Raw genomic sequence first — 16,821 nt, 5'->3', positions numbered from 1 at the left:
TTGCGGATCCGGCCATGAAACCCGCTTACGAACATGTCGATTTCGGCCAGGGCTGCTCGGTGCGGATCTACCATCGCCGGCTGTCGCGGATCCCCTTCGAGTGGCATCACCATCCGGAGTACGAACTGACGCTGACCCTGAACAGCCAGGGCAAGCGCTATATCGGCGATTCGGTGGCCGCCTACGGCGCCGACGACCTGGTGCTGGTGCCGCCCAACCTGCCGCACACCTGGGCCTCGAACCGCTCGATCGACGCGGCGGCGGCGCAGGTCGCGATCGTGGTCTGGTTCGACGGCGACTGGATCGAGAGGCTCGCCGACGTCTGCCCCGAACACAACGTCCTGCGCGATCTGCTGCGGCGCGCCGCCTGCGGGCTGCATTTCGAGGCCGGCGCCAGCGCGGCGATGCGCGAGCGGCTCGACGCGCTGCTGTCGCCCGAGCCGCAGCGGCGGCTGGCGGCGGTGCTGGAGGTGTTGCACCGGCTGGCGGGGGCGCCAGCGGCCTCGCTGGCCGCGCCCAGCGCCTTCGGCGCGGTCGAGGGCGCGCGCGCCAGCCCCGAGGCGGGGCGGCTCGACCGCGTGCTGGCGCTGATCGACACGCAGTTCGCGCGGCCGCTGCAACTGGCCGCGCTGGCCAGGGCCGCGGGCCTGTCCGAGCGCTCGCTGACGCGCCAGTTCACGCGCCATCTCGGCGAGAGCGTCGGCCGCTACATCACGCGCGTGCGGATCGGCCATGCCTGCCGGCTGCTGACCGATACGCGCATGCAGGTCTCGGTGATCGCCGAGCGCTCGGGCTTTCCGAACGCGGCGAATTTCAACCGGCAGTTCAAGGCGGCCAGGGCGCTCACGCCGCTGGCCTACCGGCAGCAGTTCGCCGGTGCCGGGCGCGCGGAGCGCGAGCGGGAGGCGGCGCCGGCGCTGGAGGAGCGCTCGCCCTCGCTGGCGGCGAGGCCGCCGCAATCGACGAAAACACGGCAAACGCGGCCCACCGCCCGCTCGCGCCAGGGCAAATAAGCGCCCCGGCACGCCGAAATGCGCCTCGATGCTCGCGTCTGTACAAATTACAAAGCCCTTCCCGCCAGGCTTGCCTGCACCCTCGCCACGCAAGCACGCCCGTCAGCCCGCCATGCCCGCGAAGCCCCGTGGCATCGCGCCGTCAGCGCCTGCATGCCCGGACAGGCACGGCTCCTGCTTGATCCTCGCCGGAGGCAGCCGGCTTCGCCCCAGGCGAAACGCCAGCCGCCGTCTTATTCGACAGACCGACAAAGAGGAACTGCGATGGCCCACAACACGCAATTGACGGATGTGAAAACCCTGCGCGAACGCGCCCGCCAGCATGTCGACGAAGGCGCCGTGACCGCCGGCTACCACGCGGACCGCGAGACGGTGCTGCGCCTGCTCAACGAGGCGCTGGCCACCGAGATCGTCTGCATGCTGCGCTACCGGCGCCATCACTTCATGGCCAAGGGCATCCACTCGTCGGGCATCGCCGAGGAATTCCTCGCGCACTCGAACGAGGAACAGAGCCATGCCGACATGATCGCGGCGCGTATCGTCCAGCTCGGCGGCAGTCCCGATCTCGCGCCGAACCAGCTTGCGCAGCGCAGCCACGCCGAGTACGTGGAAGGCAGCACCCTGGTCGAGATGATCAACGAGGACCTGGTGGCCGAGCGGATCGCGATCGACAGCTACCGCGAGATGGTCCAGTACATCGGCGATCGCGATCCGACCACGCGCCGCCTGTTCGAGCAGATCCTCGCGGTCGAGGAGGAACACGCCGACGAGATGGCGGATCTGCTCGAAGGGCTGCCGCCGGAGCTGAAGAAGAAAAACGTGAACTGAGCGTCACGCCCGCGCGCCGCCAGCGGGGCGCGGCAAGGAAGTGGGTACCCGTGACGGCGGGCGTCGATCCGTCAACAGGCTGATCTGCAAGCACTCAAACCTGGAGGTGAATCATGAACAAGGAACACATCAAGGGCACGGCCGAGCAAGTGAAGGGCAAGGTCAACGAGGCGGTCGGCAAGGCCACCGGCAATACCAAGCAGGAGGTCAAGGGCGATCTCCAGCAGGCCGAGGGCGAGGCCCGCAAGGGTTATGGCGACGTCAAGGACGCCGCGAAGGATGCGATGCGCAACAAGGACCATCACTGAGCACGCCCGCGCAACGATGCAATGGCGATGACAGGATGAGGATGACGCACTGGAGGGGACATTCGGGCCGTTTTTCGCTCGCGTGTCTCGCCAGCGTCATCCGCTTCGACCACAATGTCGCGAATGCCCGGCCACGGCCGGGCATCGTCTTGCCGGCCTGAGAGACCGGTCCCGCGACGCGGCGCCGATCACCATCGAGGCGCCAACCCAGCAACAGACCGAGGACACCATGCCAGGCGATCGTAACGAGGACTCAGCAACGGACGACGCAGCACCGACGGCCATCGAGGCCGACCTGTCCACGCTCGAGCAACTGGTGGCGCGGCTCACGCCCGGCGAGCCGGCTCGAATCGCCCTCTGGCTCGCACGGCTCGAGGCGGTGCTGGCACGCGGCGGCCTGCAGGATGCCGAGCGCACCCAGCTCGACGACATCGTCGCGCGCCTGCGCGAACTCGAAAGCCAGTCGAGCCGGCTCGCCGCGCACTGATGCCGGCAAGCCCGCCGGCGCGAGCGCCGCTCAATGCGCGGTGAAGTCCGCGCCGAGACTTCCCGTGCCGCCCACCCGCGCAGCGATGCCCGCCCCGCGCCGACGCGCCTCGACCGCCTCGCGCCAGGCCAGGTAATCGGCCCGCGTCCAGTCCAGCTCGACACCGACGCGCCGCGTGCCGGGCCGGATCTTCGGCTTGTGCATCGACAGCGTGACCGCTTCCAGCGCCGGCCATTCCTCGAAGGACAGCGCCGCCAGCTCGACCACCAGCGTCTCGAGCAGGCGCGTATGCGGCTTGTGCGCGAGCCAGGCGGCGACGCGCGTGCAGTAGCCGTCGTAGTCGACGAAGCCGATCGCGCCCTGCTCGACCGGCTCGCAGCGATAGCCGAGCCGCGCGTCGATCACGATCGGCTGCGGCGCCTCGTGCTCGTGCGCGTGGATGCCGATCCGCGCCGGCACCTTCAGCTCCTCGATGAACACGCTCCAGCCGCGCCCCTTGGCGCGGGCAGTACCGAGCGCCGCGAACGGATCGTCGACCGGCTTCATGAGACCAGCGGCGCCGCGGCGTCGAGCATGATCCGGCAGAAGTAGTCGGCGAAGCTGCGGCGGATCACCAGGTCGTAGCTCTGCTCGCCGGTCGGCAGCAGGGTCAGCGAGGCCTTGAAGTAGTGGCTCTGCGCGCATTGGCCGACGCCGAACAGGCGCGGATGCAGGTCCAGCGGGCAGCCGCGCGCGAGCACGTCGCGCACGCGTTCGCCGCTGATCTCCAGCACCGTGTAGCCGCTGCCGATATCGACCGCGGCCGCGTACAGCCCGACCAGCGCCGGCGCCAGCTTGCCTTCCAGCAGGCCGGCGGCCACCGGCCCGTTCGAGCGCACCAGCCACTCGTCGGGACCGAGCCAGAGCACGTCGTAGTCGGCGCCGCGCGCCACCGTGTTCGGCCTGGCCGGCGGCCGGCAGCCGACCACGCGCTCGAAGGCCTCCACGAAGGCCGGATCCGACAACTCGCCGCGCACGTTGACGAGATCGAGGAAGGGCCGCTCGCGCAGCTGGAACTTCTGCGAGGCGCGGGCCTGGTGGGGCTTGAGCACGTCCTGGGCGCCGATCAGCGGCGATTCGAGCCGCGGGCCGGCCGCCTGCGAGGCCACCGAGGACTGGTTGCGCGTTTCATTCCACATTCTGACGTACCCCTTCGGTGTCATAGAAAACCGGGCTCGTGATCCTGGCGTTGATCTTGCGCCCGTTGGCCAGCGAGATCGCCACCGACTCGCCCATCTTGCTCAGGCCGCCCTTCACCACCGCCAGCGCGATCGAGCGCTTGAGGATCGGGCTGTAGTAGCTGGAGGTGACGTGGCCGATCATCGGCGTCAGCCCCTCGGCGTTGGCCGCGGCATTGGGCTCGACGATCTGGCCACCTTCCTCCAGCACGGTGGCCGGGTCGTCGGTCAGCAAGCCGACGAACTGCTTGCGGTTGGACTTGGTGGTATCCGAGCGCGACAGCGAGCGCCGGCCCAGGAAGTCCTTCGATTTCGCCACCAGGCCGCTCATGCCGAGGTCGTGCGGCGTGATCGAGCCGTCGGTGTCCTGGCCGACGATGATGTAGCCCTTCTCGGCGCGCAGCACGTGCATGGTTTCGGTGCCGTAGGGCGTGATGTCGAACTCGGCGCCGGCGGCCATGATCGCCTCCCACACCGCGCGCCCCGCATTGGCCGGCACGTTGACTTCATAGGCCAGCTCGCCCGAGAAGCTGATCCGCATCACGCGCGCCCTGGCGCCCGCCACGGTGCCGTCGCGATAGCTCATGAACGGGAAGGCCGCGTTGGCGAAGTCGATGTCCTGGCAGACCTTCTGCACCACCTTGCGGCTGTTCGGGCCGACCACCGCGAAGGTGGCCCAGTGGTCCGTCACCGACGACAGGCGCACCTTCATGTCGGGCCATTCGGTCTGCAGCCAGCGCTCCATCCAGGTCAGCACGCGCGCGGCGCCGCCGGTGGTGGTGGTCATCATGTAGTGCTGCTCGCCCAGGCGCACCGTCACGCCGTCGTCGAACACCATGCCGTTCTCGTCGAGCATCAGCCCGTAGCGGGCGCGGCCCACCTCGAGCTTGCCCCAGGGGTTGGTGTACATCCAGTTCAGCAGCTTGACCGAGTCCGGGCCCTGGATGTCGATCTTGCCGAGCGTCGAGGCATCGAGGATGCCGACGCTGTTGCGCACCGCCAGGCACTCGCGCGCCACCGCCGCGTGCAGGTCCTCGCCGTTCCTCGGGAAGTACCAGGGGCGCTTCCAGTTGCCGACGTCCTCGAACAGCGCGCCGTGCTCGACATGCCATTCGTGGATGCAGGTCTTGCGGATCGGATCGAGGAAATCGCCGAGCTCGCGGCCCGCGAAGGTGCCGAAGGTGACCGGCGTGTAATTGGGCCGGAAGGTGGTGGTGCCGGTTTCGGGAATGGTCTTGCCGAGCGCCTGCGCCAGGATCGCCATGCCGTTGATGTTGCCGAGCTTGCCCTGATCGGTGCCGAAGCCCATCGCCGTGTAGCGCTTGACGTGCTCGACCGACTCGAAGCCCTCGCGCGCCGCCAGCAGGATATCGGCCGCGCCCACGTCGTTCTGGAAATCGACGAAGCGCTTCGGCCCGCGCGTCACCTGCTCGCCGCTGCCGACCAGCCAGAGCGGCTCGAGCGGCGCCTCGGCGGCGTCGGTCGCCTGCGGCGCGACGGGGCGCTGGGCGGCGTTGAAGCCGGCCGCCTTGGCCGCGTCCACGCCGGCGTCGACCGCCAGGCGCAGGCCGCGCGCCAGCGAGAACTCGCCGGCCGCCGCGCCGATGCTGGTTTCGGGCTGCATCGCCTTGCCCGGCACGAAGCAGGCCTTCTCGTCATGCCAGTGGGCCTTGCCGCCCGATTGCGCGAACAGGTGCAGCACCGGGCTGTAGCCGCCCGACATCGCCAGCAGGTCGCAGGACAGCGTGGCGCCGCGCGCGCCCACCTTGCCGTTCGCGTAGCTGGCCACCTCCACCGATTGCACGCGCAGCTTGCCGCTCGCGCTGGTGACCACCGAGCCGTTCAGCACCGCGATGCCGTGCCGCTTGGCGGCGGCCGGCAGCGCGCCGTTGCCGGCCGCGCGCGAATCCACCACGGTGACCTTGGCGCCGTGCGCCTTGAGGTCCAGCGCGGCCTGGTAGCCGCGGTCGTTGTTGGTGAACACCACCGCCTCGCGGCCCGGCAGCACGCCGTAGCGGTTCACGTAGGTCGACACCGCGCCGGCCAGCATCACGCCCGGCAGGTCGTTGTTGCCGAACACGATCGGCCGCTCCTGCGCGCCGGTGGCGAGGATCACGCGCTTGGCGCGGACCTTCCACAGCAGCTCGCGGCTGCCCTTGCGCATCGACACCGGCAGGTGCTCGGTCAGGCGCTGGGTGATGGTGACGAGATTGTGGTCCTGGTAGCCGAAGGCGGTGCTGCGCGTGAGGATCTTCACGTCGGGCAGCTTGGCCAGTTCGCCCTCGATCTTCTCGACCCATTGCAGTGCGGGCCGGCCGTCGATCTCGGCGCGGCAGGACAGCAGGCTGCCGCCCAGCTCGCGCTGGTCGTCGACCAGGATCACGCGCGCGCCGCTAACCGCCGCCGCATGCGCGGCCGCCAGGCCCGTGGGCCCGCCGCCCACCACCAGCACGTCGCAATGCGCGAACTGCTTGTCGTAGCGATCGGCGTCGAGCGCCTCGGGCGCCTTGCCCAGGCCGGCCGCCTCGCGGATCTTCTCCTCGTACTTGGGCCAGAACTTGCGCGGCCACATGAAGGTCTTGTAGTAGAAGCCGGCCGGCATGAAGCGCGCGAACTTCTGGTTGATCGCCATGCGGTCGTGCTCGAGCGAGGGCACCGCGTTGACGCTCGAGGCCACCAGCCCCTGGTACAGCTCGATCTCGGTGGCGCGCGCGTTCGGCACCGTGTAGGCGCCGGTCTCCAGTTGCACCACCGCGTTCGGCTCGGCCACGTCGGCCGTCACGATGCCGCGCGGGCGGTGGTACTTGAAGCTGCGCGCCACGAAGTGCACGCCGTTGGCGAGCAGCGCCGAGGCCAGCGTGTCGCCCTGGAAACCCTGGTAGGTGCGGCCGTTGAACGTGAAGGTCAGCGGAATCGCGCGGTTGATCCGGCCACCCGCGCCGAGGCGGTCTTTCTGGCTCATTTGGTGTTGCCCTCTTGTGCGTCGTGTGCGGGCACGCCGAACGTCTCGTAGCCCTGGATTTCGTAGCTCACCGTATCGCGCGTCGCCTTGAACCAGCGGCGGCAGCCTTGCGTGTGCAGCCATTGCTCGCGATGCACGCCGCGCGGGTTCTCGCGCATGAACAGGTAGTCGCCCCATTCGCGGTCCGACAGCGCGTCGGTGTCGAGCGGGCGGGCGATATCGGCCTCGCCGCCGCACGAGAATTCGGATTCGGCACGCGGTCCGCACCACGGGCAGTTGATCAGCAGCATGTTCGGTTCTCCTCGTGGTGGTGGCTCAGTGGGCGACGGCGGCAGCGCCGTGCTCGTCGATCAGGTGGCCGCTGTAGAAGCGGTCCAGCGCGAAGGGCGCGTTCAGCGGATGCGGTTCGTCGCGCGCGATGGTGTGCGCGTAGCACCAGCCCGAGCCGGGCGTGGCCTTGAAGCCGCCGGTGCCCCAGCCGCAGTTGAAATAGAGGCCCTTGACGTCGGTCTTGCTGATGATCGGGCAGGCGTCGGGCGAGACGTCGACGATGCCGCCCCACTGGCGGTTCATGCGCACGCGTGAGAACACCGGGAACATCTCGACGATCGCCTCCAGCGTGCCCTCGATGATCTGGAAGCTGCCGCGCTGGCCGAAGCCGGTGTATTGGTCGATGCCGGCGCCGATCACGAGATCCCCCTTGTCGGACTGGCTGATGTAGGCGTGCACCGCGTTCGACATCACCACCGTGTTGACCACCGGCTTTATCGGCTCGGACACCAGCGCCTGCAGCGGGTGGCTCTCGATCGGCAGGCGCACGCCGGCCATGTCGGCCAGCGTGGTGGTGTTGCCGGCCGCCACCACCGCCACCTTCTTGGCCTTGATGAAGCCCTTGACGGTATCGACGCCGGTCACGCGGTCGCCGTCGCGGCGGATGCCGACCACCTGGCAGTTCTGGATGATGTCCACGCCGGCGCGGTCGGCGCCGCGCGCGAAGCCCCAGGCCACCGCGTCGTGGCGGGCCACGCCGCCGCGCCGCTGGATCGAGGCGCCCAGCACCGGGTAGCGGCTGTTCAGGTTGATGGTCGGCTCGATTTCCTTGATCTGCGCTGGCGTGAGGAACTCGGCATCCACCCCGTTCAGGCGGTTGGCGTTGACGCGGCGCTGCGTGTCGCGCACGTCCTGCAGCGTGTGCGCGAGGTTCATCACGCCGCGCTGGCTGAACATGACGTTGTAGTTGAGGTCCTGCGAAAGCCCTTCCCAGAGCTTCATGGCCTTTTCATAGAGGCCGGCCGATTCGTCCCACAGATAGTTCGAGCGCACGATGGTGGTGTTGCGCGCGGTGTTGCCGCCGCCGATCCAGCCCTTCTCGAGGATCGCCACGTTGGTGATGCCGTGCTCCTTGGCGAGGTAGTAGGCGGTGGCCAGGCCGTGCCCGCCGCCGCCGACGATCACCACGTCGTATTCCTTCTTCGGTTCGGGGCTCTTCCACTGGCGTTCCCAGTTCTCGTGGTACGACAGGCCGTTGCGGAACAGGCTGAATACGGAGTAGCGGCTCATTTCCAGGTACCTTCCTTTAGCACTCGATGACGTTCACGGCGAGGCCGCCGCGGGACGTTTCCTTGTATTTCGTCTTCATGTCGGCGCCGGTCTCGCGCATGGTCTTGATCACCGAGTCGAGCGACACGTAATGCGTGCCGTCGCCCTTGAGCGCCATGCGCGAGGCGTTCAGCGCCTTGATCGCGCCCATCGCGTTGCGCTCGATGCAGGGGATCTGCACCAGCCCGCCCACCGGGTCGCAGGTCATGCCGAGGTTGTGCTCCATGCCGATCTCGGCGGCGTTCTCGACCTGGTCGGGGTTGCCGCCCATCACGGCCGCCAGCGCGGCGGCGGCCATCGAGCAGGCCACCCCCACCTCGCCCTGGCAGCCCACCTCGGCGCCCGAGATGGAGGCGGTTTCCTTGTAGATGATCCCGATCGCGGCGGCGGTCAGCAGGAAGTCGATGATTCCCTGCTCGTTGGAGCCCGGCACGAACTTCACGTAGTAGTGCAGCACCGCCGGGATCACGCCGGCCGCGCCGTTGGTGGGGGCCGTCACCACGCGCCCGCCCGCGGCGTTCTCCTCGTTGACGGCCATCGCGTAGAGATTGACCCAGTCGAGCATCGACAGCGGATCGCGCAGCGATTCCTCGGAGCGGTTGCGCAGGCGGTGGTAAAGCTCGGCGGCGCGGCGCTTCACGCGCATCGGGCCCGGCAGTTCGCCCTCCACCTTGCAGCCGCGCTCGACGCAGGCCGCCATGGTGTTCCAGATCGCCAGCAGGCCGGCACGCACTTCCTCGGCCGGGCGCAGCGCGCATTCGTTGCGGAAGGTCAGCTCGGCGATCGACAGGCCGCTCTCGCGGCTCGCGCGCAGCAGGTCGTCGCCGGTGCGGAACGGGTACGGCACCTCGGCCGCCGCGCGCACGCCGTTGACGCGGTCGCCGTCGCGGTTCACCACGAAGCCGCCGCCGACCGAGTAATACTCCTTCTCCACCAGCAACTGGCCGTTCTCGTCGAAGGCCTGGAAGCGCATCCCGTTCGGGTGGACCACGCTGGTGCCGGCCATCATGCGGCGGTAGAAGCCGATGTCCTCCTTCTCCTCGAAGCGCACCGAGCGCCGACCCAGCAGGCAGAGGGTCTTCTCGGCGCGGATCGCCTTCAGGCGAGGCTCGATCAGGTCCGGGTCGATCAGGTCGGGCAGGTGCCCTTCCAGGCCCAGCAGGACCGCCTTGTCGGTGCCGTGGCCCTTGCCGGTGGCGCCGAGCGAGCCGTACAGCTCGACCCGCACGCGCCGCACGAAGGCCAGCAGGTTGGCGTCCTCGACATGCGAGGCGAACCGGCATGCCGCGATCATCGGGCCGACCGTGTGCGAGCTCGACGGGCCGATGCCGATCTTGAACAGATCGAAAACGCTGACGTTCATCTGGGAGCTTCTCCGGTGGAAACGCGGGGATTGGACAATGGCGTCAGTACATCAAAGCGTAAAATCCGCCGATAGAACAAAACCGGCATCGAAGTGGGATGCCGCCGCCACCCCGGCGCCGGCGGGGCCGGATTGTGCGTTTTGGCGATGATTCGCGACGGAAAAACGCAAGTCCGCCCGCCGGCGATCGGCGACGCTCGACACACGGGGCGCCGCCACCGGCCGGGGCGCCCCCGGCTTCTCGCTTTCCCTGAACACGCTGCAATGACGCCCGACCTGCCCGCCTCGCTCCTCTCCGCCGACCCGGCCCCCACCCGGCTGCGCTTCGGCATCGTGCTGCTGCCGAATTTCACGCTGACCGCCTTTTCCGGCTTCGTCGACATGCTGCGGCTGTCGGCCGACGACGGCGACTACAGCAAGCCGGTGCGCTGCGCCTGGAGCGTGATCGGCGACACGCTGGCGCCGGTGCGCGCCAGTTGCGGGATCCAGATCACGCCCTGGGAGACCTTCGACGCCGGCGGCGAGCCTTACGACTACGTGGTGGTGGTGGGCGGGCTGCTGCATTCCGGGCCGCAGGCGAGCCCCGAGGCGCTGCAGTTCATCCGGCGCGCGGCCGAGGGCGGCGCCAACGTGGTGGGGATCTGCACCGGCGTGTTCGCGCTGATGCGTGCCGGCGTGCTGGACGCGCACCGGATCTGCGTGAGCTGGTTCCACTACTGGGATTTCATCGAGCGCTTCCCGAACGTCGACGCCGAGCGGCTGATCGCCGACCGGCTGTTCGTGATCGACCGGCGCCGCATCACCTGCTCGGGCGGGCGCGCCTCGATCGACGTGGCCGCCGCGATCCTGCTGCGCCACTTCGATCACGCCACCGTGCAGAAGGCGCTGCGCATCCTGCTGGTGGGCGAGATGCAGAAGGGCAACGCCCCGCAGCCGCATCCGCCGGGGCTGGAGCCGGCCACGCACCCGAAGGTCAAGCGCGCGATCCTGCTGATGGAGCAGCATGTCGGGCGCGCGCTGCCGCTCGACGAGCTGGCCTGCAAGCTGGATCTGTCGGCCCGGCAGCTCGAGCGGCTGTTCAAGGCGGAAACCGGCAAGAGCCCTCAGGCCTTCGCCAAGCAGGTCCGGCTGCGCACCGCCGCGTGGCTGCTGACCAGCTCGGATCGCACCGTGGCCGACATCGCCACCAGTTGCGGCTTCTCCGATGCCTCGCATCTCGGGCGCGAGTTCCGCAAGCAATTCGGGGCGACGCCGGCGGCGTATCGGGAGAAAGGGGGCGCGGCGGCGGAGGTGCCGGGGGAAACAGCCGAAGCCGCGGAAATCGCGGCGGCCGAGCTGCTCGACGCGGCGACGCACGACGGCTCGCCAGGCCATCCGCCTTCGCTCTGAATCCCGGGAAGGAAAAGAAACCAGCAGGAAAACCGCTTGGTGACGGCGGGCGGGGGGAGTGCCCGCCGTCACCTCGCAGCCCGCGGGGAGCACCGACGCGCGAACGCCGCCCCGCTTGACCGGATGAATCGCCATTCATCCGGATGCGCGCTCAGTATGGCGTGAGGGTGTTCTTGCGGAAGGTGTAGACGGTGGTCGGCGCGCCTTTCAGGTTGCCGTTGGCGTCGAACGAATAATGGCCGGCGATGCCGTCGTATTCGATGCCCGCCAGGTAGCCGCGGATCTTGGCGCGATCGGTGGTGGTGCCGGTGGCCTGCATCGCCTTGGCGATCATCATCACGCCGTCGTAGAAGTTCGCCGCATACACCAGCATGTCGACGTGATAGGTCGACTTGTAGCGCTGCACGAAGGCATGGCCGGCCGGCGTCTTGTCGAGCGCGGTGCCGCCCTGCGCGCAGTAGGCGTCGACCGAGGCGTCGCCGGCCAGTTGCGGCAGCTCGGCCGAGCACATGCCGTCGCCGCCGAGCAGCTTGGCCGGAATCGCCATCGAGCGCATCTGCTTGAGCATCGGGCCCGCCTGCGCCGAGTAACCGCCGTAGAAGATCGCGTCGGGCGCCTTCTCCTTCAGGTTGGTCAGGATCGCGCGGAAATCCACCGCGTTCGAGTTGGTGAACTCGCGCCCGACCACGGTCAGGCCGATCTTCTGCGCCTCGCTGATGAACTCCTGCGCCAGGCCCTGGCCGTAGGCGGTGCGATCGTCGATCACCGCCACCTTCTTCGCCTTCAGCACCTTCTGCGCGAAATCGGCCATCGAGCTGCCGAGCTGCGCGTCGCTCGCGCCGATCCGGAAGATCGTGTTGTAGCCCTGCGCGGTCAGCGCCGGGTTGGTGGCCACCGGCAGCGTCGCCACGCCGGCGTTCTGGTAGATCCGCGAGGCGGGAATCGCCACGCCCGAGTTGTTCGGACCGAGCACCGCCAGCGCATGGCTGTCGGCCAGCTTCTGGGCGATCTGCACGCCCACCTTCGGGTCGCCCTGGTCGTCCTCCGAATCGAGTGCGAGCTTGACCGTCTGCCCGCCCACCGTGATGCCCTTCGCATCGAGATCGGCGATCGCCAGCTTCGCCCCGTTCTCGTTGTCCTTGCCGCTGCCGGCCTGGGGGCCCGTCAGCGGGCCGGAAAGCCCGATCGTCACCGTCGAGTCGGCCATCGCCCACGCCGACGCCACGCAAAGACTGCACGCTGCCACTGCCTTGGTCAGATTGTTCATGTCATGTCCTACGGGTTGGTTCAACAACTGGAGAGCCGGGGCGGCGGCCTGGCTCCAGGTGCCGTAACGATCCGGAATCCTCAATAACAAAATGAGCGGAACCCACGGTTCCGATCCTGCCGTGCCTTGCTGTGTCCTCCGTGACGATACGCGGCTCGCGCCGCGTGGTCGATCGATGCCTTGCTGCTTACTGGCGCGACTTGATCAGCTTGTCGTCGACGGCCTCGAGCCAGGTATCCGACAGCGTGAAACCGGTCTGGAAGCGGTCGGTCGGATCGACGCCGACCTGCGAGATCGCGCTGATCCAGGCTTGCCCCGATACCACCGGCACCACCGCGGGGCGATCGCCGAGCTTGGTCAGCGAGGCGATGCGGCTTTCGAAGATGGAGCCGATGATCGACTCGTGCACGAAGGTCTCGCCGACGCTGATCAGCCCCTTCGCGTGCAGCACCGCGAGCCGCGCCGAGGTGCCTGTGCCGCAGGGCGAGCGATCGCAGCGGCCCGGCGAGACGATCACGGTGTTGCGCGACTTCAGCACGCCGTTCTCGCGGCGCACCGGTAGCACGAATTCGGTCTGCGTGATGCCCTTGATGTAGGGATTGAGCGGATGCGGCGAGGGCAGTTGCTCGGCGGCGGCGGCCTTGATGATCTGGCCGAGTTCGCACAGCTCGCGCGCCTCGTCGGGCGTGATGCCGAAGCCGAGCGCCTCGGCGTCGACGATCACGTAGGTCATGCCGCCGTAGCCGACGTCCACCTTCAGCGTGCCCACGCCCTCCACCTCGATCATCTGGTCGAGATGGTTGGCGAAGGCCGGCTGGTTGGTGAACTCGACCTTGGTGACTTTCCCGTTCGAGCATTCGCAACGGATCGAGATCAGCCCGGCTGGCGATTCGAGCAGCAGGTTGGTGACCGGCTCGACCATCGGCAGGATGCCCGTCTCGAGCAGCACGGTGGCCACGCACATGGTGTTCGAACCCGACATGGCCGGGTATTCGGTCGATTCGGCGATCACGTAGCCCATCTGCGCGCGCGGGTCGGTAGGCGGCAGGATGAAGTTCACGCTCTGGTTCGCCGAGCCGCGCGGCTCGAAGATGGCGATGCGGCGCAGTTCGTCGGCCTGCTCCTCCAGGTACATCATCTTCTCGAACATGCTGGTGCCGGGCACGTCGAACACGCCACCCGTCACCACGTTGCCGACCTCGCCTTCGGCGTGGCAGTTCACCACCGTAAATGTCCTGCTCCAGCGCATGAGCCTTGACCTCTTGAAAGGATGGGGGATCGGCCCGCGGGGCCGGATCGAACCTGTCAGCGTGCTGCGATATCCTGAACACTGTAGATTGTATCCAATATGCTGTACGCGTTTTTTGGTGTCAAGCACTGTCTGTGGCATGATCTGGCCTGTAATTCAGGAATCACGATGACGATGCAAGACCTGTCCGAGCCGCCCGGCTCCTCCCCTGCCCGCTCGCCGTCCTCCGGCAAGCTGGTTCGTTCGACCACCGTCGATCTCGCGCTGGAGGCGATCCGCGGCAAGATCCTGCGCGGCGAGCTGCCGCCCGGCGCGCCGCTGCGCCAGGAAGCGCTGGCCGAGGAACTCGGCGTGAGCCGCGTGCCGGTGCGCGAGGCGATCACGCGTCTGCAGGGCGAGGGCTTCGTGACGATCATTCCGCACAAGGGCGCCTATGTCTGCGCGATCTCGGCCGACGAGGTGCGCGAGACCTTCGAGATCCGCCTGCGCCTCGAACCCTGGATCTTCGGCCGCGCGATGCCGGCCTCCAGCGAGACGACCTTCGAGGCCGCCCGCGCGCTGGTCCTGCAGATGGACGAGGCGACCGAGACCACCTGGGGGCAGTTGAACTGGCGTTTCCATGAAACGCTCTACGCACCTTCGGGGCTGGATCTGGCGATCGAGACGCTGCGCCGCCTCAACGATCGCAACGAGCGCTATTTCCGTTTTCAGGTGGTGAACGTGCCGATTCGCGAGCACACGCGTCGCGAGCACCTAGAGATGATCGAGCTGAGCCGCGCGCGCGACGTGCGCGGCGGCGCCGCGCTGCTGCGCGAGCATTTGCAGCACGCGATGCGCGACATCGTGGGCGTGGCGGAGCGGCTGCTCGCGCCGCGCGGGGGCTGAGCCGCCGGCGTGTGGCTCGCCGTCGGGGCGGCCCCGCCCCGATGCGCGGATAGATTCGCGCGCAATATCGTATATTCGCCACTATCGATGCGTCGCCGGCCCCGCCGGCGATTGCTCCATCGAATCAGGACGAATGAGAGAGCACGGGGCCGATACGCGATGAAAAAGACCTGGTGGTGTGTCGCCACGCTGGCCGCGATCCTGCTGGCCTGGGGCTGGACGTATCGGCAACAGGCTGCCGAAGCTTCCGCGAAGTCGATCCACGTGAACATCCCGGCCGATGACGGCTCCCGCCAGACATTCACGATCGCTGGCGATCTCGAGCCGATCGTGAACACCGGCTTCTTCGCCATCAACCGCCCGATCCCGAGACTCGAATTCAGCAGCGCCACCACCTGCCCGCCAGGCGATCACCTGGTGGTGATGGGTGTTCCCCGCGGGCCCGACCAGGCGCAGCAGGCAGCAGCGGGCGCTTACCGGCTCGCCGATCAGGACGGGTTCCGGCTGTATGCCGATTCGGCCGCGAGCGTGTCCACGCCGATTCGCTATCGTGTGTTCGACGACGCGTTCGGCGACACCGTCAGCGTCCGGGACGCCGGGGCATGGTCGGCCAACTACGAATTCGAGCACGTCGTCGCCGGCCGCTACCTGTTCCGGTTTCTCGTCAGGAAGACCTGCGGCGCGGATTTCCGGGAATTCGACCGTCGTGCCGCGCGCTTCGTCGATGCCATGATCGAGAAATAGCAGGGCATCCGCTCAGGCGTGGATGTCCACCGAGGTCGCGCCGCCCGTCTGGCCGTTCATGGCCTTCGACAGCGCCGCGAGCGCCTGCTGCAACTGGCCGCTGATCAGTTCGATCTCCTGCAGCAGGGCCTGTCGCTCGGTCTCGTTGTGGGCCTGCGCGAGCTGCTTCTCCACCTGCTTGAGCATCTGCTCCAGCCGCTTGATCACCTGCTCGATCAAGGCGACGCCGCTGTTCGACTGGCCGCTGCCGCTCGCGCCCGCCGCGCCGCCGGATTTGCCCGGTTTCGCGGTGCTCGCGGCGGGTGACGTGCCCGAGGACGTGGAAGCATTCGAGGACTTCGCGTCGCTCGATGCGCTGGTCGAGGCCGTGGTGACTGCGGTGGACGCCGGGTTCGGCGACGTCGCGGCCGCTGCCTTGCCGGCGGCATCGCTGCCGATGGCACCGGCGGAACTCACGGGCTGCGCCGCCTTGCCGGCAGACGCAGCATTCGCCGCGTTGGCCGTGCCGGCCGCGGCCGCGGCCTCGGCCCGGCGTTGCCTGTCGCGGTCGCCGTTGCCGGTGCCCGAGGAGGAGGTATCGAAAGCGCTCGTGTAACTGGCGGATCCCGGCGGGATGATCATGCTGGTTCTCCTGGCGGATGAAGAGACGGCGCGGCGGCTGCGCATTGCATGGCGCGGCCGTCGACGCGTGCCTCAGGCGCTGGTGTTGATCTTCGAGCCGACGCGGATGCGTTCGCTGCGCAACTCGGTATCGATGAACTGGTTCGCGCTGGCGATCGACGCCTGCAGCGTGCGCTCGTCCTTGCGGGCGGCATTGCGTGCGCCGCGATCGTGGCGCGAGGTCCACCAGCGATGGTGCGCGTCGGCCAGTTGCTGGCGCCAGCCCGAGATGCTTTTCCTGAGCTTGGGCAGCCAGTTCGGATCGTCGGTGATCGAACTGCTGCTGTTACTGCCTTTCGAGCCATTCGCGCCGCTCGCGGCTTTCGAGCCGTTCGCGGTATTCGAGGTGTTCGCGGTATTCGAGGTGTTCGCGGTGCTGGTCGAATTGCTGGCGGGCTTGCCGCCGTTTTGCGTGCCGGTCTTGCTGCCCTGCTGCGTGCCGGTGTTCTGCGTCGACGCGGCATGACTGACGGCCGAGCGTGCCGTCGCGTTCGATTGGCTCGTCGCCGTCCGCATCGCACGTCCGTTGCCGGTACGCGATGTGGAGGTGACAGACGAGATCGATCCGGCCGCGGTATTGCCGGAACCCGACTGTATGTTCATGACTTCCTTCCCCAAGGCGTTGCGCGCCATGCGTGTGGGCGCAACCTGATTTGTCGGCAGGATTAACGGCATCGAGCCCCGGAAGTTGAGCGGAAGCCGGGAACAATTTTGTCGAGTTTCGTGTAGTTGGCCCGAGCCTTCGGGCGGCTGCACCGGTTTCGCTCGGCGACACGAAACAATGTCGCGAAAAGCGACATGGATTGTCATGCCGGCACGAAGATCCATGCCGACATGATGCGGGCATCGT

General features: G+C 68.1%; 18 protein-coding genes. 8 read left to right on the top strand and 10 right to left on the bottom strand.

Annotated elements, in window-relative coordinates:
- The first annotated feature begins 14 nt into the window (after window positions 1-14).
- The 4 genes from BM43_RS02190 (at window position 15) to BM43_RS02175 (ending at window position 2,636) form a co-directional block, all read left to right on the top strand.
- A complete protein-coding gene (locus BM43_RS02190) occupies window positions 15-1,013 on the top strand; it encodes a helix-turn-helix domain-containing protein (RefSeq protein WP_036054210.1) in 999 nt (332 codons plus the stop codon).
- A gap of 264 nt (window positions 1,014-1,277) precedes the next feature.
- The gene (locus tag BM43_RS02185; RefSeq protein WP_013689478.1) at window positions 1,278-1,841 is read left to right on the top strand and encodes a ferritin-like domain-containing protein; all 564 of its coding nucleotides are present in this window, start codon (window positions 1,278-1,280) and stop codon (window positions 1,839-1,841) included.
- Window positions 1,842-1,954: 113 nt separating this feature from the next.
- Window positions 1,955-2,149, top strand: coding sequence for a CsbD family protein (locus BM43_RS02180; protein WP_025101254.1), 195 nt, complete (start codon window positions 1,955-1,957; stop codon window positions 2,147-2,149).
- 229 nt (window positions 2,150-2,378) lie between these two features.
- Window positions 2,379-2,636, top strand: coding sequence for a hypothetical protein (locus BM43_RS02175; RefSeq protein ID WP_036040402.1), 258 nt, complete (start codon window positions 2,379-2,381; stop codon window positions 2,634-2,636).
- Window positions 2,637-2,666: 30 nt separating this feature from the next.
- Here the strand turns inward: BM43_RS02175 and BM43_RS02170 are convergent, their stop codons facing one another.
- From BM43_RS02170 to BM43_RS02145, 6 genes are read right to left on the bottom strand one after another with little or no spacing between them, the layout of a single operon-like run.
- On the bottom strand, window positions 2,667-3,182 hold the full coding sequence (locus tag BM43_RS02170; protein WP_036054212.1) for a dihydroneopterin aldolase: 516 nt from the start codon (window positions 3,180-3,182) through the stop codon (window positions 2,667-2,669).
- Window positions 3,179-3,814, bottom strand: a complete 636-nt coding sequence (locus BM43_RS02165) for a sarcosine oxidase subunit gamma (protein WP_036054213.1) — start codon at window positions 3,812-3,814, stop codon at window positions 3,179-3,181. The genes BM43_RS02170 and BM43_RS02165 overlap by 4 nt, the downstream gene beginning before the upstream one ends.
- Window positions 3,804-6,815 (bottom strand): sarcosine oxidase subunit alpha family protein, encoded by a 3,012-nt coding sequence (locus tag BM43_RS02160; RefSeq protein ID WP_036054214.1) that lies wholly within the window; start codon window positions 6,813-6,815, stop codon window positions 3,804-3,806. The genes BM43_RS02165 and BM43_RS02160 overlap by 11 nt, the downstream gene beginning before the upstream one ends.
- On the bottom strand, window positions 6,812-7,105 hold the full coding sequence (locus BM43_RS02155; protein WP_013689472.1) for a sarcosine oxidase subunit delta: 294 nt from the start codon (window positions 7,103-7,105) through the stop codon (window positions 6,812-6,814). The genes BM43_RS02160 and BM43_RS02155 overlap by 4 nt, the downstream gene beginning before the upstream one ends.
- Before the next feature lie 25 nt (window positions 7,106-7,130).
- Window positions 7,131-8,375: a sarcosine oxidase subunit beta family protein gene (locus tag BM43_RS02150; RefSeq protein WP_013689471.1), complete on the bottom strand. Its 1,245-nt coding sequence runs from the start codon at window positions 8,373-8,375 to the stop codon at window positions 7,131-7,133.
- 16 nt (window positions 8,376-8,391) lie between these two features.
- Complete coding sequence (locus BM43_RS02145; protein WP_025101260.1) at window positions 8,392-9,777, bottom strand: L-serine ammonia-lyase; 1,386 nt, start codon at window positions 9,775-9,777, stop codon at window positions 8,392-8,394.
- Between the two features lie 264 nt (window positions 9,778-10,041).
- On the opposite strand from BM43_RS02145, the gene BM43_RS02140 reads away from it, so the two are divergent.
- On the top strand, window positions 10,042-11,166 hold the full coding sequence (locus tag BM43_RS02140) for a GlxA family transcriptional regulator (RefSeq protein WP_036054215.1): 1,125 nt from the start codon (window positions 10,042-10,044) through the stop codon (window positions 11,164-11,166).
- A 151-nt stretch (window positions 11,167-11,317) separates the two neighbouring features.
- Here the strand turns inward: BM43_RS02140 and BM43_RS02135 are convergent, their stop codons facing one another.
- Together BM43_RS02135 and BM43_RS02130 are read right to left on the bottom strand one after the other, a co-directional pair.
- Entirely contained in the window at window positions 11,318-12,433 is a 1,116-nt protein-coding gene (locus BM43_RS02135) for a branched-chain amino acid ABC transporter substrate-binding protein (protein WP_036054220.1), read from the bottom strand.
- 187 nt (window positions 12,434-12,620) lie between these two features.
- Complete coding sequence (locus BM43_RS02130; RefSeq protein ID WP_025101264.1) at window positions 12,621-13,682, bottom strand: proline racemase family protein; 1,062 nt, start codon at window positions 13,680-13,682, stop codon at window positions 12,621-12,623.
- Between the two features lie 168 nt (window positions 13,683-13,850).
- Between BM43_RS02130 and BM43_RS02125 the strand changes: the two genes are divergently transcribed.
- Window positions 13,851-14,567 (top strand): GntR family transcriptional regulator, encoded by a 717-nt coding sequence (locus tag BM43_RS02125; protein WP_017917952.1) that lies wholly within the window; start codon window positions 13,851-13,853, stop codon window positions 14,565-14,567.
- 111 nt (window positions 14,568-14,678) lie between these two features.
- Entirely contained in the window at window positions 14,679-15,311 is a 633-nt protein-coding gene (locus tag BM43_RS02120) for a hypothetical protein (RefSeq protein ID WP_124083628.1), read from the top strand.
- A gap of 12 nt (window positions 15,312-15,323) precedes the next feature.
- On the opposite strand, the gene BM43_RS02115 is transcribed toward BM43_RS02120, so the two are convergent.
- Complete coding sequence (locus BM43_RS02115) at window positions 15,324-15,530, bottom strand: plant Invertase/pectin methylesterase inhibitor family protein (protein ID WP_045577432.1); 207 nt, start codon at window positions 15,528-15,530, stop codon at window positions 15,324-15,326.
- Here BM43_RS02115 and BM43_RS02110 point away from each other — a divergent pair.
- Entirely contained in the window at window positions 15,511-15,906 is a 396-nt protein-coding gene (locus BM43_RS02110; RefSeq protein ID WP_036054226.1) for a hypothetical protein, read from the top strand. The two genes, BM43_RS02115 and BM43_RS02110, sit on opposite strands and share 20 nt — an antisense overlap.
- Window positions 15,907-16,004: 98 nt before the next feature.
- On the opposite strand, the gene BM43_RS40070 is transcribed toward BM43_RS02110, so the two are convergent.
- Window positions 16,005-16,799 (bottom strand): hypothetical protein, encoded by a 795-nt coding sequence (locus BM43_RS40070; RefSeq protein ID WP_144417618.1) that lies wholly within the window; start codon window positions 16,797-16,799, stop codon window positions 16,005-16,007.
- Window positions 16,800-16,821 lie beyond the last annotated feature (22 nt).

This window comes from Burkholderia gladioli (assembly GCF_000959725.1).
Taxonomy (GTDB): Bacteria; Pseudomonadota; Gammaproteobacteria; order Burkholderiales; family Burkholderiaceae; genus Burkholderia; species Burkholderia gladioli.
Note: the sequence above shows the minus strand (reverse complement) of the source record. Positions and strands in the feature narration are given on the sequence as shown.